The sequence below is a fragment of the Nisaea sediminum genome (assembly GCF_014904705.1).
Taxonomy (GTDB): Bacteria; Pseudomonadota; Alphaproteobacteria; order Thalassobaculales; family Thalassobaculaceae; genus Nisaea; species Nisaea sediminum.
In genome coordinates this window covers 619028-641183 of the sequence record NZ_JACZCQ010000006.1, presented here as the reverse complement: position 1 = coordinate 641183, position 22156 = coordinate 619028, and the positions used below count along the sequence as shown (strand labels likewise).

Genomic DNA, 22156 nt, shown 5'->3' with positions numbered 1-22156 from the left:
GTCTAACAAGCCGGCGCCGAAGGAAGGCATCGAGAGGTACACTTTTCCTTTCGGAAGAGAATCCGCATTCTGTAAACAGATCGTACAGATTTATCCCCAGCAAGGTGTGAACGGTGACCGACACGGATATCCATCTTCACCTGGTATCGGACGCCACGGGCGAAACGAACCACCAGGTGGTCCGCGCCTGTCTGGTGCAGTTCGAGGGCGTGCGCGCCCGCGAGCATGTCTGGTCCCTGGTCCGCACCACCGGGCATATCGAAAAGGTCCTGGCTGCCGTCAGCGTCTATCCGGGGCCGGTGCTGTTCACACTGGTAAATCCGGAGCTCCGCGAGCAGCTCGAGCTCGGGTGCCAGCAGCGTCGCGTTCCCTGCATTTCCGTACTCGATACCGTGGTCAACGCGCTCGGCAATTTTCTCGGGCAGGAAAGCCACGGCCGCCCAGGTCGGCAGCACGAGCTCGACGCTGCGTATTTCAACCGGATCCGGGCAATGGATTACACGCTCGCCCATGACGACGGGCAGATGATCCACGATCTCGAGGATGCGGACATCGTGATCGTCGGGGTGTCCCGCACCTCGAAGACGCCGACCTCGCTCTATCTCGCCAACCGCGGCTATGCGACGGCGAACATCCCCGTGGTGCCGGGCGTTCCGCTGCCGAAGGAGCTCTACTCGCTGAAGCGCCCCTTCATCGTCGCGCTGACCAACGACCCGAACCGTCTGACCCAGGTTCGCCGCAACCGGATGCTGATGCTTCAGCACAGCAACGAGACCGACTATGTCGATCCGGAGAAGGTCCGCGAGGAAGTGGTCGAAGCACGCAAGGCCTTCACTAAAGCCGGCTGGCCGGTGATCGATGTGACCCGCCGTTCGATCGAAGAGACGGCGGCGGCTGTGCTGCAGAAATACGCGAAATTCCACGGATTGGAATCCTGATGTCGAGCGATCTCGATGTGTCGCCCCTCAGCGGCAACGGGGAAAAGCCGGTCGTGCTGGCGTCCGGCAGCCGGACCCGCGCGGACATGTTGCGTGCGGCGGGGCTGCCGGTCGAAATCCGCAAACCTTCCGTCGACGAAGCCGAGTTCAAGCGCAGCCTCCGGGCCGAGGGCGCAAGCGCGGCGGAGGTTGCCACTTTCCTCGCCGAAATGAAGGCGAACACGGTTTCCCGCGCCCGTCCGGAAGCGCTTGTGATTGGCGCCGACCAGATGCTCGATCTCGAAGGGAGCTGGTTTGACAAACCGGAGGACCGCGCGGGCGCGGCGGAACACCTCCGCAAACTCTCCGGCAAACGGCATACCCTGATCAGCTCCGTCGTCGTGTCGGCGGGCGGGACACGGATCTGGCACCATGTCGCGACGGCCAGCCTGCTGGTCCGTCCGCTTTCGGAGGAGTTCATCAGGGCCTATCTGGACACGATCGGCGATCGCGCCCTCGACTCCGTCGGCGCCTATCAGCTGGAATCCGTCGGCGCGCAGCTTTTCACCTCGGTCGAGGGCGACTTCTTCACCGTGCTCGGCCTGCCGCTCTTGCCGCTCCTGGATTTCATGCGGACGCGCGGCGCGCTGCGGGTCTGACGTGATGCTGGTTCTGGGCCTGACCGGATCGATCGGCATGGGGAAAAGTACCGCGGCGGCGATGTTCCGCCGGCTCGGTCTGCCCGTGCACGATGCCGACGCTTCCGTCCACAGGCTGTTCCGCGCCGGCGGAGCGGCCGTGGCTCCGATCGCGCGGCGCTTTCCGGAGGCGGTGGAGAAGGGTGCGGTGAACCGGGAGATCCTCGGAAAGCTGGTCTTCGGCGATGCGGTCGCCTTGAGGGATCTGGAAGCGATCGTCCACCCGCTCGTACGGCGTGAGCGCGATCGTTTCCTTGCGCTTCAGCGCCGGGCGCGGCGCCGGGCCGCGGTGCTGGATATCCCGCTTCTCTTCGAGACAGGCGGCGAGAGGGTCTGCGATTTCGTCTACGTCGTCTCGGCGCCCGCCTTCCTGCAGCGGCAGCGCGTTCTCGCCCGGTCCGGCATGACAGAATCCCGGCTCTCTTCTATCCTGAAGAAACAGATGCCCGACCGGGAGAAGCGGCACCGGGCGGACTATGTTCTGCCCACCGGGCTCGGCCGGGCGGCGACTATGCGAATGATCAAGAAGACACTGAACCGACTGGGAGTGCGCCATGCGTGAACTTGTGCTCGACACGGAAACCACCGGCATCGATCCGAAGCAGGGCCATCGGGTGATCGAGATCGGGGCGATCGAGCTGGTGAACCATGTGCCGACCGGCGGGAAGTATCACGTCTATATCAACCCGGAGCGCGAGGTGGAGCAGGGTGCGTTCGAGGTCCACGGCCTTTCCACCGAGTTTCTCGCCGATTTCCCGAACTTCGCCGGCATCGTCGACGACTTCCTCGAATTCGTGGGCGACGCGACCTTCGTGATCCACAACGCCAAGTTCGACATGGCGTTCCTGAATGCCGAGCTGACCCGCCTCGGCCATCCTCCCATGCCGATGGAGCGGGCGATCGATACATTGGCGATGGCGCGGCGGAAATTTCCCGGGGCGCAGGCCAGTCTCGACGCGCTCTGCCGCCGTTTCGAGATCAACAACTCGCATCGCGACCTGCACGGCGCCCTGGTCGATGCCGACCTGCTGGCGTCTGTCTATCTGGAGCTGATCGGGGGACGGCAGCCGGGTCTCGAGCTTGCTCGAGAGGACAAGGGCGACGTGGCGGCGATGCCGGAGATCCGGACCTCGGTCGCACGGCCGCCGCGTCCCCATGCGCCGAGCGACGAGGAACTGGCGGCGCATGCCATGCTGCTGGAGAAACTCAAGGATCCGATCTGGAACCGGTCCGACGCGGCCGAGTGATCAGGCGTTGCCTTCGGTCTCGATCGCGCCGACATCGACGCCGCCGTTCTGGGCACGCTGCAATTCGTTCTTCTGGAACACGCCGAGAAAATCGATCGGCTGGATGTGCAGCGGCGGATAGCCGCCGTCGGTCGTGATCTGACCGACGATCTGGCGGGCGAACGGGAACAGCAGCCGGGCGCATTCGACCATCAGAACGTATTCCAGCTGGTCGGGACGCACGCTCTCAAACTGGAACAGGCCGGCATAGTTGAGCTCGAGGATGAAGACCTTCTCGCCCTCATGGACGCCGCTGACATTGAGGAGGAGCTGGACTTCGTAGACTTGCTCCGCCATGCGCTCAGCGCGGACGTCGACGCCGATCTCGATATCGGGACGGATGTCGGCGCGCAGGCTCAGGGGTGCCTTCGGGTTCTCGAAGGAGAGATCCTTGATGTACTGCGCCTTCACCGTCATCGAGAAGGTGTTGATGGCGTTGTTCGCCCCGTCGGTCGCTGTGTCGGTCATCGGTCGTTATCTCTGCCGGAGGAAATCGAAGGCGCGTGGGTATCACGGATCCGGCGTGTGAACAACCTCCCCGGCGCCGTCCCGCTGGACCTTGACCACGGTTCCGTTGGTGACCGGGAGACCGGTCATCCGTTTGATGAAACCCCAGTGACTGACGCAAAGCACCCGGTCCCAGTCCTCCCGGTCACGGTTGCCGTCGAGGAAGGCGTCGACCCGGGCGAAGACCTCATGCTCCTGCTCGAGATGCTTCGTCCACCACTGCTCGTCGATATGATCGAACGACAGATGCGGCCAGTCGCGCTGCAGGACCGAACGGGTGCGGCCGATATCGCAGACGAAATGATTGTGCTCGCGGATTAGCGGGTCGATGCGGATCTCCAGGCGGAGGGTGTCGGCGAGGATATGCGCGGTCTCGAGCGCCCGTCGGTAGGGGCTGGAGACGATGTGATCGATCTCGCGCCCGGCGAGCGCCTGGGCCGAGTGACGGATCTGCGCCTTGCCGAGATCCGTCAGCGCCGGATCCTCGATCCCCGGATCTATCCCGGTGGCGCCATAATGAACGTTGAATTCGGATTGCCCGTGGCGGACGAAGAGCATGGTGTCGGTCTTTCGAGAGCGCGGCGTCGATGGCCGGTCAGCGCGGCGGCAGCGTGCGGTCGCCGTCGTCCTTCCGGTCGGAGGAGTCGTCCTCCCTGTCTTCCGTCAGGTCCTCGTACTCGCCGTCGATGACCGTCCGATCCGGGGAAGAACCGGAAGCTTTACCCGAGCCGGTCCGCACGATCCAGACATTGGAGTCCGCCGAACGTGCCAGGCCGCGGAACAGAAAACCGATCAGCACGATCCGCAGCGGCGGAATGAAGAGCAGAAAGCCTGCCACGTCGGTCACGAAACCCGGGAGGAACAGCAGTACGGCCGCCAGCAGCAGGCCGACCCCGTCGATGATTTCGGCGAGAGGGGACTGTTCCTGGCGCAGGGTTTCCTGCGCGCGCTGCAGAACCGCGGTTCCCTGGGTGCGGAACAGGAGTGCGCCGAGCGCGGCCGTCAGCAGCGTCAGGCCTACGGTCGCCCAGCCGCCGATGATCCCGCCGACCTCCGCGAAAACGAAAATCTCGAGGGCCGGGATGCCGAGCAGAACGATAAGGAAGATGAGGACCATAGTTGTTCTTTCAAAAGTGACAGCCTATCTATGCTGTAGTACGGTCGCCGGACGGTCGGAAGCGGCAAGTCTGCTGCGAAAGCGGCAATGATAAGCTGTAAGGGCCGACGGTATTTTTCTCCAAGGGCGGATAAGGGTCCCAGGACCCGCAGTTAAGGGCGATATGGGCGACGGCATCGCGTTCTTCGATATAATTCTTTTCGCGCTGCTTGCAGGGTTTCTGTTTTTCAGGCTCCGCAACGTGCTCGGCAAACGGACCGGACATGAAGAGCGTCATACCGATCCGTTCTCTCCGGCGCCGGAGCGGTCTGCCAAATCCGACAATGTCATCCAGCTGCCGGACCGCGAACGGGACGAGCGCAGCGCCGCGCAGGACGATGCCGAGCTTTCGGACCTGATGCGCGTCAAGATGGCCGATCCGGCTTTTGACGAGATCGAGTTCCTCAAGGGTGCTCGCACGGCGTTCGAATGGATCGTCGAAGCCTTTGCCAAGGGCGATCTCGACGGCCTGCGGCCGCTCCTCGGAGACGATCTGATGGGGGCTTTCGCAGGGGCGGTCGAGGCGCGCGAGCAAGCCGGAGAAACCCAGGAAACCACCATTTCCTCCTTCCGCTCCGCGCTCATCAACGACGTGAAGCTGACCGGATCGATTGCGCGCGTGACAGTCGAGTTCATTACCGATCAGGTCAAGGTAACGCGGGGCACAGACGGTTCCGTGGTCGACGGGGATCCGGACAGGATCGAGACGGTGACGGATCTCTGGACCTTCGAGCGCGATATCAGTGCGCGCGATCCGAATTGGCATCTCGTCGCTACCCGCGTGCCCGAAGAGTAAAGTCTCTTTGATTTTCTGGAATTGACGGGAGGGCATCTTGCCCCGGCGTTATCTGTGTCTGCTGGTGTTTCTTGGTCTGGCGGCTTGCGCCCCGGAACCGGAACCCGAGCGCGTGACGCAGGAAACGGCGCGTTACGAGAAAACCTCCCTTTCCTCCCTGCCGGGCTGGTCCGACGACCGTTTGAGCGACGCACTTCCCGCATTGAAGCGGTCCTGCGGAAAGATCCGCCGCGGATATGACGAGCAAGAGGTGGCGCCGGCCGAGGTCGGCGGCACCATCGCGGACTGGCGCGCCCCCTGCGATGCGCTTTCCCGACTCTCGGACGGCAGCGACGACGCGGCGGTCCGTGACTTCCTTTCCGACTGGTTCGAGGCCTACGAAATCAAGGCGGGCGAGGGTTCGGGGCTCTTCACGGGTTATTACGAGCCCGAACTGAAAGGCGCGATGCAGCGTGGCACAGGTTACGAAACGCCCTTGCTGGCGCGCCCGGACGACCTGGTGCTGGTCAATCTTGGGGACTGGCGGTCCGGCCTCCGCGGCGAGCGGATCGCCGGGCGGCTGCGCAGCGGGCGCCTCGTGCCCTATGAAAGCCGGGCGGAGATTGAAGCAGGCGCGCTCGGTAAGAATGCAGAACCTCTGCTCTGGCTCGCCGACCCGATCGACGCCTTCTTTCTGCATATCCAGGGCTCGGGCCGGATCCTCCTCGACGACGGCAGCGTTCTGCGTGTCGGCTATGACGGCCATAACGGTCATGTCTACTACCCGATCGGCCGCTATCTGGTGGAGAGCGGACATATAGACAAGGACGCGATCTCCCTGCAGACGATCCGCGACTGGCTCCGGGCCAACCCGGAGGAAATGCGCGGGGTGATGGACCTCAACCCGTCCTACATCTTCTTCCGGACTGTGGACGGAGACGGGCCGATCGGGGCGCAAGGTGTCGCGCTGACGCCTGGACGTTCGCTCGCCGTCGACCGGCGATACATTCCGCTCGGCGCGCCGGTCTGGCTCGATATCGACTATCCGGACGAGAGCGGCCGGCCGCTGAAGCGTCTGGTGGTGGCGCAGGATACCGGCGGCGCGATCAAGGGCGCGGTCCGCGGCGACGTGTTCTGGGGCCATGGCGAGACGGCGGCGCAAAAAGCCGGGCCGATGGCCGCCACCGGTCGATATTTCGTGCTTCTCCCAAAAAATCTCGATATTGCCTTAAGGCAATAGCATGCCGCGTGTCGGGTCCGGCGACGCGGCATCGATAAGAAAACGAGAGTGGGAGCCTGCTGTGTCAGCGTCCGTGAAAGCGCGTCCGCGCGTCGGTCTTTTCGTGACCTGTCTTGTCGATCTGTTCCGCCCGACCGTCGGATTCGCGGCGATTTCCCTGCTGGAAAAGGCGGGGTGCGACGTTTCCGTGCCGGAGTCTCAGACCTGCTGCGGCCAGCCGACATTCAATTCGGGCGATTTCAGCGACAGCCGCGACATCGCCGCCAACGTGATCGCCGCCTTCGAGGAATTCGATTATGTGGTCGCGCCCTCCGGCTCCTGCGCCGGCATGATCCGCGAGCATTATCCCGAGCTCTTCGAGGACGACCCGGCGATGGCGCTCCGGGCGCAGCATCTCGCCAAGCGGACCTACGAGCTGACGTCATTCCTGGTCGATGTCATGGGGCTCGAGGAAACCGGCGCCGCCTTCGACGGCAAAGTCACTTATCATGATAGCTGCTCCGGGCTCCGCGAGCTCGAGGTGAAGGCGCAGCCGCGCAAACTGCTGAACAAGGTCGACGGACTGAAGATCACCGAGCTGCCGGGGGCGGAGATCTGCTGCGGTTTCGGCGGCACCTTCTGCGTCAAGTATCCCGAGATCTCCGACAAGATGGTGACCCAGAAGGCGGAGGAGATCGTCGCCACCGGAGCGGATCACCTGCTGGCGGGCGATCTCGGCTGCCTGCTCAACATGGGCGGCAAGCTGAAGCGGCTGGGCGCGCCGACCAAGGTGCGCCACGTCGCCGAGGTGCTGGCGGGGATGACCGACGGGCCGGCGATCGGCGAGGGAGAGAGCTGATGCAATCGACCTCCCGCACCTTCAAGCAGAACGCTCATGACGCGCTGGCCGATGCCCAGCTGCAGAAGGCGCTCTCCAAGATGCGCCCGGGCTTCCAGCAGAAGCGTGCCGACGTGGTCGCCAAACTTCCCGAATTCGAGGACCTGCGTGACCGAGGTCGTGACATCAAGAACCATGTCCTGGAACATCTCGACTATTACCTCGAGCGCTTCGAGGAAAACGTCACCAGGCATGGCGGCAAGGTTCACTGGTGCCGTAACGCCGAGGAGGCGCGCCAGACCATCATGGAGATCTGCCGCTCGGTGGACGCGAAGACCGTCACCAAGGGCAAGAGCATGGTGGCCGAGGAAATCGGCCTCAACGAGTATCTGGAGGAGCACGGGGTCGAGCCGATCGAGACCGATCTCGGCGAATATATCATCCAGCTTCGCGGCGAGCCGCCGAGCCACATCATCGCGCCGGCGATCCACGTCAACAAGGAGCAGGTCGTCGAGGCGTTCCGCGAGAAGCACACGGATCTGCCGCCGAACCGCCCGCTCGAGGAAGTCGGAGACATCACCGACGAGGCGCGCACCCAGCTGCGGCCGAAATACTTCGCCGCCGATGTCGGTATCACCGGCGCCAACTTCCTGATCGCCGAGACCGGCTCTACCGTCATCGTCACCAACGAGGGAAACGGGGATCTGACCCAGACTCTCGCCAAGGCGCATGTCGTGGTGGCGAGCCTGGAGAAGATCGTGCCGACGCTGGAGGATGCGAGCAGCATCCTGCGTCTTCTGGCCCGCTCGGCCACCGGACAGGAGTTTTCCGTCTATACCACCTTCTCTTCCGGCCCGCGCCGGGGCGAGGATCTGGACGGGCCGGAGGAGTTCCACGTGGTGTTGCTCGACAACGGGCGCTCCGCCATGCTCGGCACCGAGTACCAGGAGATGCTCCGCTGCATCCGTTGCTCGGCCTGCATGAACCATTGCCCGGTCTATGCCGCGGTCGGCGGGCACGCCTATGGCTGGGTCTATCCGGGCCCGATGGGCGCGGTGCTGACGCCGAGCCTGATCGGCATCGACGAGGCGGGTCACCTGCCCAATGCCTCGACCTTCTGCGGCCGCTGCGAGCAGGTATGCCCGATGCGGATCCCGCTGCCGAAGATGATGCGCCACTACCGGGCCAAAGAGTATCGCGAAGGCAAGACTACCCCTCAGGTTCGCACGGGTTTGCGGCTCTGGTCGTACTTTGTGAAGCGGCCCTGGCTCTATCGTCAGTCGGCCAAGCTGGGGGCTGCGCTACTCGGCTTTCTCGGCGGACGGAAGGGAAGAATCGCTACCCTCCCGCTGGCCTCCGGCTGGACCTCGGTCCGCGACATGCCGGCACCCGAGGGACGTACCTTCCAGCAACTCTACAGGATGAGCGGACACGGCAAGGCGGGAGGCAGGCGATGAGCGGCGCGCGCGAACAGATCCTCGGCGGGATCCGCAAGTCCCTCGGCCGGGGCAAGTTGGAAGGCGAGGCCGCGGCGGCGCTGGACCGGCGCCTCTCCAGCCACGAGCGCATCCTGGTGCCGAAACGCTCCGAGGGCGACCAGGCGCACAAGGTCGGCCTCTTCGTCGAAATGGCGGAGGCTGTCCAATGTTCCGTCGACCGGTTGGACTCGCTGGCAGACGTGCCGGAAATGCTGGCGGACTATCTCCGGCGGGAAAACCTGCCGGCCCATATCCGCCGCGCCGGCGCGCTCGACGGTCTCGACATTCCCTGGGAGAAGGCACCGTCTCTGAGTTTCGAGGGCGGACGGGCCGTCACCGAGGACGCCGTCAGCCTGACCCCGGCACTGGCCGGGATCGCGGAAACCGGCACGATGATGCTGCACTCCGCCCCGGAGACCCCGACCACGCTGCATTTCGTGCCGGACACCCATGTCGTTCTGCTGAAGGAAAGCCAGATTGTCGGCGCCTACGAGGACGCCTGGGACATGCTGCGGCAGAAATTCGGCCTGAAGGACGGCGCCGGGATGCCGCGGACGGTCAACCTGATCACCGGCCCCTCCCGCACCGGCGACGTGGAGCAGATCATCCAGCTCGGTGCGCACGGGCCGCGCCGGCTGCATATCCTGCTGGTCAAGGACTGAACCGGCCGGCGGGGCAGGGGCATGGCGCGGCGACCGACAGCGGACGAACTCAATCTCTGGCGCAAGGTCGTCGCCGATACCGAACCGCTCACCCCGGAGCGCCGCAGGGCGCTTGAGGCTGCGGCTCCGAAAGTACCTGAAATCCTGCAGAAACAGGCAGAGAAACAGCCGCCGGCCACGGCGCCGCGGCACCATTCCCGTCCGGCTGGCGATCTCGGGCTCGACCGCATCAAGGTGCCGAGCGCGCTGGCCGAGCACGATCCGGGGAGAGCGCCGGGCATCGACCGGCGGACCGCGCTCAAGATCAAGCGCGGCAAGCAGCAGATCGACGGTCGCATCGACCTGCACGGCATGCGTCAGGACGAGGCGCACCGGGCGCTCAACGCCTTCGTCAACGGTGCCTACAAGCGGGGCGACCGCTGCGTGCTGGTGATCACCGGCAAGGGCACCCGGTCCGCCGACGGCGACCGCGAGGCCGGCGTGCTCAAACGCATGACGCCGCGCTGGCTGACCGACGGGACGAACCGGGAAAAGGTGCTCGCCTATTCGCCCGCCCAGCCGCAGCACGGCGGCGGCGGCGCGCTCTATGTCATGCTGCGGCGGCGGAAGGACCGCAAATGACCCCGTTCGGCGCGAGGATCCGTGCGCTCCGGGCGGAGCGCGGCGTCACCCTGAAGCAGATGGCCACGGCCCTGCAGGTCTCCTCGGCCTATCTCTCCGCGCTGGAACACGGCAAGAAGGGCCGGCCGACGGTGGGGCTGATCCACCAGATCTGCCAGTATTTCGGCCTGATCTGGGACGATGCGGAAGATCTGAAGAAGCTCGCGAAGCGCTCCAACCCGCGCGTCGTCATCGACACGGCCGGGCTCAGCCCGAAGGCGACCGAGCTTGCCAACACCCTTGCCGATCGAATCCGCGACCTCGACGATCCGAGGATCGACACCCTGCTCGCAGAACTCGCACCGCCCGGCAAGGGGCCGCGGCACTGATCAGAGGATGAACTTGCTGAGGTCGGTGTCTTGCGCCAGGTCGCCGACATGTTTCTGCACGTAGGCCGCGTCGATCTTGACCGTTTCGCCGCCACGGTCGGAGGCGGTGAAGCTGATCTCGTCGAGCAGTTTCTCCATCACCGTGTGCAGCCGGCGGGCGCCGATATTCTCGATATTCCGGTTGATATCGACCGTCAGGTCCGCCAGCGCGTCGATCGCCTCGTCGGTGATGTCGATGGTGACCTCTTCCGTCGCCATCAGCGCCGTGTATTGCCGGATCAGGCTGTTTTCCGGCTCTGTCAGGATGCGGCGGAAATCGTCGCGGGTCAGCGCTTTCAGCTCGACCCGGTTCGGCAGGCGGCCCTGCAGTTCCGGCAGCAGGTCTGACGGCTTGGCGATATGGAAGGCGCCGCTGGCGATGAAGAGGACGAAATCGGTCTTCACCGAGCCGTGCTTGGTGGCGACGGTGGTGCCCTCGATCAGCGGCAGCAGGTCGCGCTGCACGCCCTCGCGGCTGACATCGGCGCCGCTGCGCTCGGCGCGGGCGCAGATCTTGTCGATCTCATCCAGGAAGACGATGCCGTTCTGCTCCACGGACTCGATGGCCTCACGCACCACCTTCTCTTCGTCGAGCAGGTTGTCCGCCTCTTCGTCGACCAGCACCCGGTAGGATTCCGAAACGCTCATGCGGCGCTTCTTGGTGCGGCCGCCGAAGGCCTTGCCGAACATGTCGTTCAGATTGAGCATGCCCATCTGCGCGCCTGGCATGCCCGGGATCTCGAAGGTCGGCATGCCGCCGCCCTGGTCGGCAGTCTCGATCTCGATCTCCTTGTCGTCGAGCTGGCCCTCGCGCAGCATCTTGCGGAACTTCTGCTTGGTGTCGGCGCTGGCGGTCTCGCCGACGAGCGCATTGACCACGCGCTCCTCGGCCGCGAGCTCGGCCTGGGCATGGACCGATTTGCGCATCTTCTCGCGTACCTGGCCGATCGCCACCTCGACCAGGTCGCGGATGATCTGCTCGACGTCGCGGCCGACATAGCCGACCTCGGTGAATTTCGTCGCTTCGACCTTGATGAAGGGCGCCTCGGCCAGCTTGGCGAGGCGGCGGGCGATCTCGGTCTTGCCGACGCCGGTCGGGCCGATCATCAGAATGTTCTTCGGCTGCACTTCCTCGCGGATGTCGCCCGCGAGCTGCTGCCGGCGCCAGCGGTTGCGCAGCGCGATGGCGACGGCGCGCTTGGCGTCCTTCTGGCCGATGATGAAGCGGTCGAGTTCGGAGACGATCTCACGCGGGCTGAAGGCGGTCATGTGTGTTACCAACTCTTGGGCCAGGTTTGGGAGTGCCACTACTTCGGGCGATTTCAATCAGTTATCGGAGTCAAGCGCTTCGAGGGTTACGTTCTCGTTGGTGTAGATGCAGATGTCCGCGGCGATCTTCATCGCCTTGCGGGCGATCGCCTCGGCATCCATGTCGTCGCGGTCGATCAGCGCGCGGGCCGCGGCGAGCGCGAAGGATCCGCCGGAGCCGATGCCGATCAGTCCGTCCTCAGGCTCGAGGACGTCACCGTTGCCGGTGAGAACCAGGGAGGCCGTGCTGTCCGCCACCGCCATCATGGCTTCGAGGCGGCGCAGATAGCGGTCGGTGCGCCAGTCCTTGGCGAGCTCGACCGCGGCGCGGGTGAGCTGGCCCGGGTGCTTCTCCAGCTTCTCCTCAAGCCGCTCGAAAAGGGTGAAGGCGTCCGCGGTGGCGCCGGCGAAACCGGCGATGACCTCGCCGCCGCCGATCCGGCGGACCTTGCGCGCCTGCGCCTTCATCACGGTGTTGCCGAAGCTGACCTGACCGTCACCGGCGACCACCACGCGGCCGTTCTTCCGCACCGAGAGGATGGTCGTGCCGTGCCACTGGATCGGGTCCGTGCCCTGTCTGTCCATGAGAGCTCCATTGATTGCGTGCCCGTCCAATTGGGGCATGCGGGGGATAACGTCAAGGCGGCGGTCCGCGCAAGACGCGGCGACCACGCCCGGAGATTGGCATTCTCCCGCGGTTCCTGCTACATAGCCGCCGTGTATTTCCTCGGAGCAGAAATCCATGTCCGACAGCCGCAGCGCAAGCGTGAAGCGCGTGACCAACGAGACCACCATTTCCGCCGAACTCAGGCTCGACGGAACCGGCCGATATGACATCGAGACCGGGGTGGGGTTCCTCGACCACATGCTGGAACAGCTGTCGCGACATTCGCTGATCGACATGACGATCCGGGCCGAGGGCGACCTGCATATCGACGCGCACCACACGACGGAGGATTGCGGCTGGGCGATCGGCGGGGCGCTGACCAAGGCGCTGGGCGACCGCAAGGGGATCAATCGCTACGGCTCCTCCTATCTGCCGATGGACGAGGCCCTCAGCCGCGTCGCGCTCGATTGCTCGAACCGGCCGTTCCTGGTCTGGCGGGCGACGCTTCCGGCGCAGAAGCTGGGCGAGATGGATACCGAGCTCTTCCGCGAGTTCTTCCAGGCCTTCTCCCAGGCGGCCGGGCTGACCCTGCATATCGAAAACCTTTACGGCGACAACACGCACCATATCGTGGAGTCGATCTTCAAGGGCGTCGGAAGGGCGCTGCGCCAGGCGGTCGAGATCGACCCGAAGCGCGCGGATGCGGTGCCCTCGACCAAGGGAACGCTCGGGGGGTCGCTGTGACCGCCGCGGGCGGGTCCACTTCCGTCGCGGTCGTCGATTACGGGTCCGGCAACCTCCGTTCGGTGGCGAAGGCCTTCGAGCGGGTGGCTTCGGAGCGCGGACCGGGAACGGACGTGGTCGTGACCTCGGACCCGGCGGTGGTGCGCCGCGCGGGCCGGATCGTGCTGCCGGGTGTCGGTGCCTTCGCCGATTGCCGGGGCGGTCTCTACGGTTTGCCGGGGATGGTCGAGGCGCTGACGGACGCGGTGATCGGGCAGGGCACCCCGTTCCTCGGGATCTGCGTCGGCATGCAGCTGATGGCCGAACGCGGTCTCGAGCATGTCGTCTCGGACGGGCTGGGCTGGATCGGCGGCGAGGTGAAGCTGATGACGCCGGCACCGGCGCCGGACGGCCTGCCGCTGAAGGTGCCGCATATGGGCTGGAACCGGCTCAATCTGCTGCAGCCGGAGCATCCGCTGCTGAAAGGCATCGAAGAGGGCGCCTTCGTTTACTATGTGCACTCCTATCTCTTCGACGTCGCCGATCGCGCGGATCTGGTGGCGGTGAGCGACTATGGCGGCGAGATCGCAGCCGTGGTCGGACGCAAGAACTATTTCGGAACCCAGTTCCACCCTGAAAAGAGCCAGGCGAACGGACTTGCCTTCATCCGCAATTTCCTCGACTGGCGTCCCTGAGGGAGCCCGGCCATGAACAAAACAGATAGCGAGACCCGCCTGCCGCCGGTGGCGACGGTCGAGATGCTGACCGAGTTCGGCCCCGGAGATCTGCAGGATCTGTCGGACGCGGCCGAGGCGGCGATCATCGACGGCGGCGGTTTCGGCTGGATTTCGCCACCGCCGCGGGAGACGCTCGAGGCCTTCTGGCGCGGGGTGCTGATCATTCCGGAACGTCATCTCTTCGTCGGCCGGCTCGACGGGGTGATCGCCGGGTCCTGCCAGATCCAGCGGCCGCCGAAGAACAACGAGGCGCAGAGCCATACCTGCAAGCTGACGACCAACTTCGTCGCGCCCTGGGGTCGCGGTCATGGCCTGTCGCGGAACCTGATCGAGATCGCCGAGAACTATGCGCGGCGAGAAGGCTTCAAGGTCCTGACCCTCGACGTCCGCGAGACCCAGCACGCGGCGATCCGTCTCTACGAGCGGCTCGGCTATGTCCGTTTCGGAACGCTGCCGCACTATGCCTATGTCCGCGACGGCTACGTCGCCGGTCACTTCTATTACAAGGAACTGGACGCGGCATGATCCTGTTTCCCGCGATCGATCTGAAGGAGGGCCAGTGTGTCCGCCTTCTGAAGGGCGAGATGGACTCGGCGACGGTCTTCAACGACGACCCGGGCGCCCAGGCAAAACTGTTTCAAGACGCAGGTTGCGCCTGGATCCATGTGGTCGATCTCGACGGCGCCTTCGCCGGCGAGACCCGCAACGGCGACGCGGTCGGCCGGATCCTCGAGGCGGTCGATGTGCCGGTGCAGCTCGGCGGCGGCATCCGCGATATGAAGGCGATCGACGCCTGGCTTGAAAAAGGCATTGCCCGGGTCATCCTCGGCACCGTCGCGTTGCGCGATCCCGAGCTGGTGAAACAGGCCTGCGCCCGCCATCCGGGCCGGATCGCCGTCGGCATCGATGCGCGGGACGGGATGGTCGCGGTGGAAGGCTGGGCCGAAACCTCTTCCCTTTCGGCGGTGGATCTCGCGCGGAAATTCGAGGGCTGCGGCGTCGCCGCCATCATTTTCACCGACATCGACCGCGACGGCGCCCTCGGCGGCGTGAACGTGCAGGCGACCGCCGATCTGGCGAACGCCATCTCGACCCCGGTCATCGCGAGCGGCGGCGTCGCCTCGCTGGAGGATCTGGCCGCGCTGAAGGCGGCCGGGGCGCCGGGCATCGCCGGTGCGATCTCCGGCCGCGCGCTCTATGATGGACGGATCGATCTTGCCGAGGCCGTCAGGCTTCTGGCGGACCCGGCGAAGGAGAGCGCCCGATGCTGACCGCACGCGTTATTCCCTGTCTCGACGTGAAGGACGGCCGGGTCGTCAAGGGAGTCAATTTCGTCGATCTGATCGATGCGGGCGATCCGGTCGAGCAGGCCAAGATCTATGACCGCGAGGGCGCGGACGAGCTCTGCTTTCTCGACATCACCGCAAGCCATGAGGAACGGGACACATTGTTCGACGTGGTCGCCCGGACCGCCGAGCAGTGCTTCATGCCGCTCACCGTCGGCGGCGGCGTGCGGACGCTCGAGGATATCCGCAAGCTCTTGCTGGCCGGGGCCGACAAGGTGTCGATCAACACTGCGGCGGTAAAGGATCCCGATTTCGTCCGCCGTGCGGCGGAGAAGTTCGGCAGCCAGTGCATCGTCGTGGCGGTGGATGCCAAAAGCGTCGGGCCGGACAAGTACGAGATCTTCACCCATGGCGGCCGCGAGCCGACCGGCATCGATGCGGTCGAATGGTCGCGCCGGATGACAGACTACGGCGCCGGCGAGATCCTGCTTACCTCGATGGACCGGGACGGCACCAAGCAGGGTTTCAACCTGCCGCTAACCCGCGCGATCTCGGATGCCGTGAGCATTCCGGTTGTGGCGAGCGGCGGCGTCGGCACACTGGAACATTTCGCCGAGGGCGTGCTCGAAGGTCATGCCTCCGCCGTCCTGGCGGCCTCGGTGTTCCATTTCGGCACCTTCCGGATTTCCGAAGCCAAGCAGGCGATGGCGGATGCCGGTATCCCGGTGAGGATGCAATGAGCGACCATGTTCTCGACCGGCTCTATGCCGTCATCGACAGCCGTAAGGGCGCGGATCCGGAAAGCTCCTACACGGCGAAGCTGTTCTCCAGGGGCGCGAAGAAGATCGCCGAGAAGGTCGGCGAGGAAGCGGTCGAGACCGTGATCGAAGGGGTGGCGGGCGAACCCGCCGCCCTGACCGCCGAGAGCGCCGACCTGCTGTATCATCTGCTGGTGCTCTGGAGCGCCAAGGGAGTGACGCCCGACGATGTCTGGCAGGAACTGGCCCGGCGCGAGGGGATGTCCGGGATCGAGGAAAAGGCGCGCCGCACCACCTGAGGCGCGGCGCCGGACGATTGGGAGAGGGAAGTCCGATGTCTTACGATGACCAGAATATCTTCGCGAAGATCCTGCGCGGCGAGATTCCGAACAAGACCGTCTACGAGGACGACCACGTCCTCGCCTTCGAGGACATCCAGCCGCAGGCGCCGGTGCATGTCCTGGTGATCCCGAAGGGCCCCTACAAGTCGATGGACGAATTCAGCACCGAGGCGAGCGACGCGGAAATCGTCGCCTGGGTCCGGGCCATCGGCAAGGTGGCGGAGATCGTCGACGCCAAGGGCCCGGGCTACCGGCTGATCGTCAATAACGGCGACAACGCGATCCAGGAAGTGCCGCACCTGCACATCCATGTACTCGGCGGGCGCCGTCTCGGGCGGATGCTGCCGAAGGCCGACTGAGCGGAGCGGGATCAGTCCCCCTCCACGATCCGCATGTCGTCGCCCCAGAAGGAATGAAGGCCGTCGAGCGCCGCCGCGAAACCGTAGGCCCGGTAGGCCCAGCCGATCTCCCGCCCGTCGAGCGCGAAATAGTCGGCCTCTCCCTTCAGCGGGCAATGCGTGGCTTTTTCCAGCTTCTCCAGCGGCACCTTGAGTGCGGAGGGCGGGACGTAGAGGCGCGGCTCGTACGCTTTCTTGCCGATTTCGATGACCCGCAGCGCGTCGCGGCTGTCGGCAACCAGCGTGTCCCTGAAATAGACCCGTACCCGCCGTTTCACCGGCTGGAGGACCATGAAGTGATCCGGATTGGCCGGATTTCGGATCGCGCCGTCGACGGGGGCGGGCGGCGGGCGGGTTTCCGTTGCGGACATTGCGTGCTCTCCCTTCCGGTGCATGTGCCGTCTCAATGTTGTTCCGGTCCGCTGTCTTGCAAACAAAATCACATGCAGGCGTTTCCGCTTTTTATTTGTCCGGACTGAAGATCCGGGTTCTCGCAGGAATGAAGTATTCAAAGACCGCATTGATGCGCCGTCATAGTGCGTTGATTTTATTGATTGATGGGGATTTCTAATTTCGATAGAGTAAAGGAGTAAATCTTCGACCAATATATAGAGAAAACCTTTGTAGTTTTATCTACATCTTGTGTCGGAAAAAATGTAGCAGCCACAAGTGGTCCGGGGTGGGACTATGCTGGTCGAGGAACTGCAGCAAGAACTCAGCAAGATTGTCTCGAAACACGAGGCTTTCCTGCGCCGTTATCCGGGCGGTGAAATCGCGGATCTGAGGCAGCGCGACCTGCGCGCGATCCGGCTGCCCGGCGCCGATCTGCGTCAGGCCCTGCTTGCCGGTGCCAACCTGCAGAACAGCGTCTTTGCCGGCGCGAACCTCTCCGATGCCCAGATGATCACGGCGCGGCTCAGCAATTCCGATCTTTCCGGCAGCCGGCTGGTCGGTGCCAATCTGCGCGGCGCCTCGCTCGCTGGTGCGAAGCTGATGGCAGCCGACATGACCAATGCCGATCTCCGGCCGATGAAGCTGCGCGACGTGCATCATGCGATCGAGCAGGTGGCCGATCTGCAGAACAGCGATATCTCCGAGGCGAAGCTGATCCGGACCGACCTCAGCAACGCGAACCTGTCCGGTGCGATCGCGGTCAGTGCCAATTTCACCTCGGCGAAACTGGTCGGCGCGAACCTGCACCATGCCGATCTCAGCCGGACAGTGTTCCGCGAGGCGGTGCTGCAGGGCGCGAACCTGCAGGGCGCCAATCTCAGCCAGGCGCAGCTGCGCGACAGCGACCTCTCGGGCGCGGATCTGCGCTCCTGCAACTTCGACGGTGTCGACCTGACCGATGCGGACCTGACGGACTGCCGGATCGCCAGCGGGATGGAAAACCTGCCGGAGGATATCCGCGACCGGCTGGTGCAGCATTTCCACTGGGTCTCCTCCGGTGGCGTAAAGGGCACCCGCGGCGACTTCCGGGGTCTTGATCTCTCCGGCCTCGATCTCAGCGGTACCGAACTCAGCGCCTGCGAAATGTCCCGGGCGAACCTCAACGGAACCAAGCTGAAAGGCGCCTCGCTCAGGCTCTCGAACCTCGAAGGCTCCGTGCTGACCCAGACGGACCTGACCCGCGCCGATCTGCGCGGCGCCAACCTGAAGGACGCGGATCTGAGCGGCGCGACGCTGGTTTCCGCCCGGCTTTCCCGGATCGCGATCCTGAAGCCCGGAACGCTCGAGGTCCTGCGCGAATGGCCGACGGATCTGCGCGGTGCCAAGCTGGTCGGGGCCGACCTGCAGCGCACCGATTTCGCCGGTGCCCTGGTCGAGGAAACCTGCTTCGACCATGCCAACGTGACCCATGCCTGCTTCACGGAAGTGGCGATCCGCTCCTGCTCGTTCCATGACGTCCGCGGCGGCGACCCGGCGCTGCTCGAGCAATAAAATCCCTCACACCGTTCCATAACCTCCGGGAGGCAATCCCGGGGGAAAGATCATGGTTGCGCGGGTACGGACGGTGGCGTTCCGGGGGGTCGATACCCTCGATATCGACGTTCAGGTGCATATGGGGAACGGGATCCCCTCCTTTTCCATCGTCGGCCTGCCGGCCAAGGCGGTGGACGAGAGCAAGGACCGGGTGCGCGCGGCGCTGAGCGCGCTCGGCCTCGCCCTGCCGCCGCAGCGGATCACGGTCAATCTCGCCCCCGCCGACGTCACCAAGGAAGGCAGCCACTATGACTTGCCGATCGCCGTCGGCATCCTGGTGCAGATGGGCGTGCTGCCGGCGGACGAGATCGCGAACTATCTCGTGCTCGGCGAGCTGGCGCTGGACGGTCAGCTGACCGAGGTCTCCGGCATCCTGCCGGCGGCGCTCGGCGCGTCCGCGCGGGGGGCCGGGATCATCTGCCCTGAGAAATGCGGTCCCGAGGCGGCCTGGGCCGGGAATATCGAGGTCCTGGCGCCGCGCACGCTGCTGGCGCTGATCAACCATTTCAAGGGCAGCCAGGTTCTGACCCCGCCCGATCCGGCCGGACCGGAAGAGGCGGGAGACCTGCCGGACCTCGCAGACGTGAAGGGTCAGGAAAGCGCCAAGCGCGCGCTCGAGATCGCCGCGGCAGGCGGCCACAATCTCCTGATGACCGGCCCCCCGGGCGCGGGGAAATCCATGCTCGCCGCTCGCCTGCCCGGCCTGCTGCCGCCGCTGGAACCGCGCGAGGCGCTGGAGGTGGCGATGATCCGCAGCGTCGCCGGTGACCTGAAGGGCGGCCGGATCTCCCGCGCGCGGCCCTATCGGGATCCGCACCATTCGAGTTCCACGCCAGCGCTGGTCGGCGGCGGGCTGCATGCGCGGCCGGGGGAGGTTTCGCTCGCCCATTGCGGCGTGCTCTTCCTCGACGAACTGGCGGAGTTCCCCCGTACGGTTCTGGACTCGCTGCGTCAGTCCATCGAGACCGGGCAGGCGGTGGTCAGCCGGGCCAACAACCGGGTAACCTATCCGGCACGTTTTCAGCTTGTCGCGGCGATGAATCCCTGCCGCTGCGGTTATCTCGCCGATCCGGCCCAGGCGTGCGGGCGGGCGCCGAAATGCGGGCTCGACTATCAGGCGCGATTGTCCGGCCCTCTGCTCGACCGGTTCGACCTCCGGATCGAGATCGAACCTGTTTCCGCGCGGGCGTTGGCAGCACCCCTCGAGACGGAACCCTCCTCGGCGGTCGCCGGCCGGGTCGCTGCCGCACGGCTGATGCAGCGGCAACGCTTCGACGTGGCCGGACTGGAGACGCTTCACCGGACCAATGCCGCACTGGAGGGCAAGCTGCTGGAGCAGGCGGCACGGCCGGAGCAGCCGGGGCAGGCCTTGATGGAGGAAGCGGCGTACCGCCTCTCGCTTTCCGCCCGCGGCTATCACCGCATTCTCCGCGTCGCCCGCACCATCGCCGACCTGGAGGGATCGGAGACCGTCCGGCGTCATCACGTGGCGGAAGCACTGGCCTACAGGGGGATCGTTCTGAAACAGGCTGCGTAAGCTGAATAAATTTCTACTCAAGAGTGAGAATAATATGTTATTCAATCGCATCGATAACCATCGGTGCGATTGTCCATGTCTTGCCTGCCGAGACGGTTTCTGTTGCCGGTTCTACCGGCGCTCCTCTTGCTTCTTCTGCTGCCGCTCGAAAGGCCGGTCGCAGAGGGGCTGGACCCGAACTGCCTCGAAGCCTGTCCCGTGACGACGGGCGTCAGCCTTATCGTCCGCCGGGCGAGCCACACGCTCTCGAACAATGCAGAGACCAAGTTCGCCGACTGGGTTGCCTATGAGGTCGTCCCGGCCGCTATCGGCAAATCCCAGAAGCGGGTCTGGCGCGCCGATCCCGATATTCCCGCCGACCAGACGCTGGAGCCGGACGACTATAGGGGCGCCCACAAGGCGCTGAAGACCGACCGCGGCCACCAGGCGCCGCTCGCCAGCTTCACCGGCGCGCCGGACTGGGAGACGACGAACTATCTCTCCAACATCACGCCGCAGAAGAGCGCGCTCAATCAGGGCCCGTGGAAGAATCTCGAGGAGGCTGTCCGGTTGCTCGCGAAATCGGAGGCGGGCAGGGTCCATGTGCTGACCGGCCCGCTCTACGAGCGCGAGATGCCGCCGCTCCCGCGGGCGGACGAGCCCCACAGGGTGCCGAGCGGATATTGGAAGATTGTCGTGCTGACGCGCGCAGGCACGGTGTTGGTCGCGGGTTTCGTGCTCGACCAGGAAACGCCGCGCCAGGCGAGCTATTGCGACGGCGGCTTCAATATCGTGGTCACGGAGATCGCTCGGCGCAGCACCCTCACCTTCGCACCCGGCGTCGCCGCGGCCGCCGGCGGGGATCTGAGGTCCCGGCTCGGCTGCCGCGATGCCGTGAAAGTCAGTGCGCTACCCGACTGAGCCTCAACCGAGCTTGGACTCGATGGCGTCCCAGAGCTCGGCCTCGATCGAGCGGCCGTCGAAGCGGCCGAGTTCCTGCAGGCCGGTCGGGGAGGTCACGTTGATCTCGGTGAGATAGCGCCCGATCACGTCGATGCCGACGAAGATCAGTCCCTTTTCCGCCAGGGTCGGGCCGATGATCTCGCAGATCTCGTGATCGCGTTTGGTCAGCTCCGCCTTCTCGGCACGGCCGCCGACATGCATGTTCGAGCGTGCCTCGCCCGCCGCCGGAACCCGGTTGATTGCGCCGACCGCCTTGCCGTCGATCAGGATCACCCGCTTGTCGCCCTGGCGGACCTCCGGCAGATAGCGCTGCACGATCACCGGCTCGCGATACATCTCGGTGAAGAGCTCAAGCAGGGAGTTCAGGTTCTCGTCGCCCGGCTTCAGGTGGAAGACGCCGGCCCCGCCATTGCCGAACAGCGGCTTGACGATGATGTCCTCGTGCTCGGCGCGGAACTCCATGATCTGCTGCCGGTCGTTGGTGATCAGGGTCGGCGGCATCACGTCTTCGAAATGCGTGACGAACAGCTTCTCCGGCGCGTTCCGCACATGCACCGGATCGTTCACCACCAGCGTCTTCGGGTGGATATGTTCCAGGATGTGGGTCGCGGTGATGTAGGACATGTCAAAGGGCGGATCCTGGCGCATCAGCACCACGTCCATTTCCGACAGGTCGATCATTTCCGGCTCGCCGAGCGTGAAGTGGTTGCCTTTCTCGCGGCGCACGTCGAGTGCGCGGACCCGGGCCAGCACCTTGCGGTCGCGGAAGCTCAGATCCTTCGGCTGGTAATGATAGAGCTTGTGGCCCCGGCGCTTGGCCTCGAGAGCCATGACGAAGCTGCTGTCCCCGTTGATGTCGATAGCCTCGATCGGGTCCATCTGGATGGCGACGCCGAGCCCCATTGCTTCCTCCATGCGGTGGGCCCGATGCGGGCCGCTATTGTTCCGAGCGGCGACTATGTGGCGATT

At 65.1% G+C, this 22156-nt stretch carries 28 protein-coding genes; 21 read left to right on the top strand and 7 right to left on the bottom strand.

What is annotated here, in order from left to right:
• The first annotated feature begins 113 nt into the window (after positions 1 to 113).
• From IG122_RS15080 to dnaQ, 4 genes are read left to right on the top strand one after another with little or no spacing between them, the layout of a single operon-like run.
• Entirely contained in the window at positions 114 to 938 is an 825-nt protein-coding gene (locus IG122_RS15080; RefSeq protein ID WP_193184993.1) for a pyruvate, water dikinase regulatory protein, read from the top strand.
• Positions 938 to 1576, top strand: a complete 639-nt coding sequence (locus IG122_RS15075) for a Maf family protein (RefSeq protein ID WP_193184990.1) — start codon at positions 938 to 940, stop codon at positions 1574 to 1576. The genes IG122_RS15080 and IG122_RS15075 overlap by 1 nt, the downstream gene beginning before the upstream one ends.
• 4 nt (positions 1577 to 1580) lie before the next feature.
• A complete protein-coding gene (gene coaE, locus IG122_RS15070) occupies positions 1581 to 2177 on the top strand; it encodes a dephospho-CoA kinase (protein ID WP_193184987.1) in 597 nt (198 codons plus the stop codon).
• The gene (gene dnaQ / locus IG122_RS15065) at positions 2170 to 2862 is read left to right on the top strand and encodes a DNA polymerase III subunit epsilon (RefSeq protein WP_193184984.1); all 693 of its coding nucleotides are present in this window, start codon (positions 2170 to 2172) and stop codon (positions 2860 to 2862) included. Before coaE ends, dnaQ begins: the two co-directional genes overlap by 8 nt.
• Here dnaQ and secB read toward each other — a convergent pair whose 3' ends face one another.
• The 3 genes from secB to IG122_RS15050 are packed head-to-tail and all read right to left on the bottom strand — an operon-like array spanning position 2863 to position 4525.
• Positions 2863 to 3369, bottom strand: coding sequence for a protein-export chaperone SecB (secB, locus tag IG122_RS15060; protein ID WP_193184981.1), 507 nt, complete (start codon positions 3367 to 3369; stop codon positions 2863 to 2865).
• A gap of 42 nt (positions 3370 to 3411) precedes the next feature.
• Positions 3412 to 3966 carry a histidine phosphatase family protein gene (locus IG122_RS15055; RefSeq protein ID WP_193184977.1) on the bottom strand — a complete coding sequence of 185 codons (555 nt, stop codon included), beginning with the start codon at positions 3964 to 3966 and terminating at the stop codon, positions 3412 to 3414.
• Between the two features lie 37 nt (positions 3967 to 4003).
• Positions 4004 to 4525 (bottom strand): FxsA family protein, encoded by a 522-nt coding sequence (locus IG122_RS15050; protein ID WP_193184974.1) that lies wholly within the window; start codon positions 4523 to 4525, stop codon positions 4004 to 4006.
• 163 nt (positions 4526 to 4688) lie between these two features.
• Here IG122_RS15050 and IG122_RS15045 point away from each other — a divergent pair, with 163 nt between their 5' ends.
• From IG122_RS15045 to IG122_RS15015, 7 genes are all read left to right on the top strand, one after another.
• A complete protein-coding gene (locus IG122_RS15045; protein WP_193184971.1) occupies positions 4689 to 5360 on the top strand; it encodes a Tim44/TimA family putative adaptor protein in 672 nt (223 codons plus the stop codon).
• A gap of 37 nt (positions 5361 to 5397) precedes the next feature.
• Positions 5398 to 6579 carry a murein transglycosylase A gene (gene mltA / locus IG122_RS15040; protein ID WP_226893587.1) on the top strand — a complete coding sequence of 394 codons (1182 nt, stop codon included), beginning with the start codon at positions 5398 to 5400 and terminating at the stop codon, positions 6577 to 6579.
• 61 nt (positions 6580 to 6640) lie between these two features.
• On the top strand, positions 6641 to 7417 hold the full coding sequence (locus tag IG122_RS15035; RefSeq protein ID WP_319024899.1) for a (Fe-S)-binding protein: 777 nt from the start codon (positions 6641 to 6643) through the stop codon (positions 7415 to 7417).
• The gene (locus tag IG122_RS15030) at positions 7417 to 8853 is read left to right on the top strand and encodes a LutB/LldF family L-lactate oxidation iron-sulfur protein (RefSeq protein WP_193184965.1); all 1437 of its coding nucleotides are present in this window, start codon (positions 7417 to 7419) and stop codon (positions 8851 to 8853) included. Before IG122_RS15035 ends, IG122_RS15030 begins: the two co-directional genes overlap by 1 nt.
• On the top strand, positions 8850 to 9536 hold the full coding sequence (locus tag IG122_RS15025; RefSeq protein WP_193184962.1) for a LutC/YkgG family protein: 687 nt from the start codon (positions 8850 to 8852) through the stop codon (positions 9534 to 9536). The genes IG122_RS15030 and IG122_RS15025 overlap by 4 nt, the downstream gene beginning before the upstream one ends.
• A gap of 21 nt (positions 9537 to 9557) precedes the next feature.
• Positions 9558 to 10157, top strand: coding sequence for a Smr/MutS family protein (locus IG122_RS15020; protein WP_193184959.1), 600 nt, complete (start codon positions 9558 to 9560; stop codon positions 10155 to 10157).
• Positions 10154 to 10525, top strand: coding sequence for a helix-turn-helix domain-containing protein (locus tag IG122_RS15015; RefSeq protein WP_193184957.1), 372 nt, complete (start codon positions 10154 to 10156; stop codon positions 10523 to 10525). The genes IG122_RS15020 and IG122_RS15015 overlap by 4 nt, the downstream gene beginning before the upstream one ends.
• On the opposite strand, the gene hslU is transcribed toward IG122_RS15015, so the two are convergent.
• Both hslU and hslV read right to left on the bottom strand, forming a co-directional pair.
• Positions 10526 to 11833, bottom strand: a complete 1308-nt coding sequence (hslU, locus tag IG122_RS15010; RefSeq protein WP_193184954.1) for an ATP-dependent protease ATPase subunit HslU — start codon at positions 11831 to 11833, stop codon at positions 10526 to 10528.
• A 57-nt stretch (positions 11834 to 11890) separates the two neighbouring features.
• Entirely contained in the window at positions 11891 to 12457 is a 567-nt protein-coding gene (gene hslV, locus IG122_RS15005) for an ATP-dependent protease subunit HslV (protein ID WP_193184951.1), read from the bottom strand.
• A gap of 157 nt (positions 12458 to 12614) precedes the next feature.
• Here hslV and hisB point away from each other — a divergent pair, with 157 nt between their 5' ends.
• From hisB to IG122_RS14970, 7 genes are read left to right on the top strand one after another with little or no spacing between them, the layout of a single operon-like run.
• A complete protein-coding gene (hisB, locus tag IG122_RS15000) occupies positions 12615 to 13223 on the top strand; it encodes an imidazoleglycerol-phosphate dehydratase HisB (RefSeq protein WP_193184949.1) in 609 nt (202 codons plus the stop codon).
• Positions 13220 to 13897 (top strand): imidazole glycerol phosphate synthase subunit HisH, encoded by a 678-nt coding sequence (gene hisH, locus IG122_RS14995; protein WP_193184946.1) that lies wholly within the window; start codon positions 13220 to 13222, stop codon positions 13895 to 13897. Before hisB ends, hisH begins: the two co-directional genes overlap by 4 nt.
• A gap of 12 nt (positions 13898 to 13909) precedes the next feature.
• Positions 13910 to 14464: a GNAT family N-acetyltransferase gene (locus IG122_RS14990; protein ID WP_193184943.1), complete on the top strand. Its 555-nt coding sequence runs from the start codon at positions 13910 to 13912 to the stop codon at positions 14462 to 14464.
• Positions 14461 to 15210, top strand: coding sequence for a 1-(5-phosphoribosyl)-5-[(5-phosphoribosylamino)methylideneamino]imidazole-4-carboxamide isomerase (gene hisA, locus IG122_RS14985; RefSeq protein ID WP_193184939.1), 750 nt, complete (start codon positions 14461 to 14463; stop codon positions 15208 to 15210). The genes IG122_RS14990 and hisA overlap by 4 nt, the downstream gene beginning before the upstream one ends.
• The gene (hisF, locus tag IG122_RS14980) at positions 15204 to 15965 is read left to right on the top strand and encodes an imidazole glycerol phosphate synthase subunit HisF (protein WP_193184936.1); all 762 of its coding nucleotides are present in this window, start codon (positions 15204 to 15206) and stop codon (positions 15963 to 15965) included. Before hisA ends, hisF begins: the two co-directional genes overlap by 7 nt.
• On the top strand, positions 15962 to 16282 hold the full coding sequence (locus IG122_RS14975; protein ID WP_193184932.1) for a phosphoribosyl-ATP diphosphatase: 321 nt from the start codon (positions 15962 to 15964) through the stop codon (positions 16280 to 16282). The genes hisF and IG122_RS14975 overlap by 4 nt, the downstream gene beginning before the upstream one ends.
• 35 nt (positions 16283 to 16317) lie before the next feature.
• A complete protein-coding gene (locus IG122_RS14970; RefSeq protein ID WP_193184929.1) occupies positions 16318 to 16683 on the top strand; it encodes a histidine triad nucleotide-binding protein in 366 nt (121 codons plus the stop codon).
• 11 nt (positions 16684 to 16694) lie between these two features.
• Here the strand turns inward: IG122_RS14970 and IG122_RS14965 are convergent, their stop codons facing one another.
• Complete coding sequence (locus tag IG122_RS14965; protein WP_193184927.1) at positions 16695 to 17093, bottom strand: DUF427 domain-containing protein; 399 nt, start codon at positions 17091 to 17093, stop codon at positions 16695 to 16697.
• 316 nt (positions 17094 to 17409) lie between these two features.
• Here IG122_RS14965 and IG122_RS14960 point away from each other — a divergent pair, with 316 nt between their 5' ends.
• The 3 genes from IG122_RS14960 (at position 17410) to IG122_RS14950 (ending at position 21145) form a co-directional block, all read left to right on the top strand.
• Positions 17410 to 18666, top strand: a complete 1257-nt coding sequence (locus IG122_RS14960) for a pentapeptide repeat-containing protein (protein ID WP_193184924.1) — start codon at positions 17410 to 17412, stop codon at positions 18664 to 18666.
• Between the two features lie 52 nt (positions 18667 to 18718).
• Positions 18719 to 20245: a YifB family Mg chelatase-like AAA ATPase gene (locus tag IG122_RS14955; RefSeq protein WP_193184921.1), complete on the top strand. Its 1527-nt coding sequence runs from the start codon at positions 18719 to 18721 to the stop codon at positions 20243 to 20245.
• 126 nt (positions 20246 to 20371) lie between these two features.
• Positions 20372 to 21145, top strand: coding sequence for a DNA/RNA non-specific endonuclease (locus IG122_RS14950; RefSeq protein WP_193184918.1), 774 nt, complete (start codon positions 20372 to 20374; stop codon positions 21143 to 21145).
• Positions 21146 to 21148: 3 nt separating this feature from the next.
• Here IG122_RS14950 and gshB read toward each other — a convergent pair whose 3' ends face one another.
• Entirely contained in the window at positions 21149 to 22090 is a 942-nt protein-coding gene (gene gshB, locus IG122_RS14945; RefSeq protein WP_193184915.1) for a glutathione synthase, read from the bottom strand.
• Positions 22091 to 22156: the final 66 nt, after the last annotated feature.

Coding starts and splice junctions, on each gene's coding strand:
- IG122_RS15075 (WP_193184990.1), top strand. CDS start 938: ATGTCGAGCGATCTCGATGTGTCGCCCCTCAGCGGCAACGGGGAAAAG.
- coaE (WP_193184987.1), top strand. CDS start 1,581: ATGCTGGTTCTGGGCCTGACCGGATCGATCGGCATGGGGAAAAGTACC.
- dnaQ (WP_193184984.1), top strand. CDS start 2,170: ATGCGTGAACTTGTGCTCGACACGGAAACCACCGGCATCGATCCGAAG.
- secB (WP_193184981.1), bottom strand. CDS start 3,369: ATGACCGACACAGCGACCGACGGGGCGAACAACGCCATCAACACCTTC.
- IG122_RS15055 (WP_193184977.1), bottom strand. CDS start 3,966: ATGCTCTTCGTCCGCCACGGGCAATCCGAATTCAACGTTCATTATGGC.
- IG122_RS15050 (WP_193184974.1), bottom strand. CDS start 4,525: ATGGTCCTCATCTTCCTTATCGTTCTGCTCGGCATCCCGGCCCTCGAG.
- IG122_RS15045 (WP_193184971.1), top strand. CDS start 4,689: ATGGGCGACGGCATCGCGTTCTTCGATATAATTCTTTTCGCGCTGCTT.
- IG122_RS15030 (WP_193184965.1), top strand. CDS start 7,417: ATGCAATCGACCTCCCGCACCTTCAAGCAGAACGCTCATGACGCGCTG.
- IG122_RS15025 (WP_193184962.1), top strand. CDS start 8,850: ATGAGCGGCGCGCGCGAACAGATCCTCGGCGGGATCCGCAAGTCCCTC.
- IG122_RS15020 (WP_193184959.1), top strand. CDS start 9,558: ATGGCGCGGCGACCGACAGCGGACGAACTCAATCTCTGGCGCAAGGTC.
- IG122_RS15015 (WP_193184957.1), top strand. CDS start 10,154: ATGACCCCGTTCGGCGCGAGGATCCGTGCGCTCCGGGCGGAGCGCGGC.
- hslU (WP_193184954.1), bottom strand. CDS start 11,833: ATGACCGCCTTCAGCCCGCGTGAGATCGTCTCCGAACTCGACCGCTTC.
- hslV (WP_193184951.1), bottom strand. CDS start 12,457: ATGGACAGACAGGGCACGGACCCGATCCAGTGGCACGGCACGACCATC.
- hisB (WP_193184949.1), top strand. CDS start 12,615: ATGTCCGACAGCCGCAGCGCAAGCGTGAAGCGCGTGACCAACGAGACC.
- IG122_RS14990 (WP_193184943.1), top strand. CDS start 13,910: ATGAACAAAACAGATAGCGAGACCCGCCTGCCGCCGGTGGCGACGGTC.
- hisA (WP_193184939.1), top strand. CDS start 14,461: ATGATCCTGTTTCCCGCGATCGATCTGAAGGAGGGCCAGTGTGTCCGC.
- hisF (WP_193184936.1), top strand. CDS start 15,204: ATGCTGACCGCACGCGTTATTCCCTGTCTCGACGTGAAGGACGGCCGG.
- IG122_RS14975 (WP_193184932.1), top strand. CDS start 15,962: ATGAGCGACCATGTTCTCGACCGGCTCTATGCCGTCATCGACAGCCGT.
- IG122_RS14970 (WP_193184929.1), top strand. CDS start 16,318: ATGTCTTACGATGACCAGAATATCTTCGCGAAGATCCTGCGCGGCGAG.
- IG122_RS14965 (WP_193184927.1), bottom strand. CDS start 17,093: ATGTCCGCAACGGAAACCCGCCCGCCGCCCGCCCCCGTCGACGGCGCG.
- IG122_RS14960 (WP_193184924.1), top strand. CDS start 17,410: ATGCTGGTCGAGGAACTGCAGCAAGAACTCAGCAAGATTGTCTCGAAA.
- IG122_RS14955 (WP_193184921.1), top strand. CDS start 18,719: ATGGTTGCGCGGGTACGGACGGTGGCGTTCCGGGGGGTCGATACCCTC.
- gshB (WP_193184915.1), bottom strand. CDS start 22,090: ATGGGGCTCGGCGTCGCCATCCAGATGGACCCGATCGAGGCTATCGAC.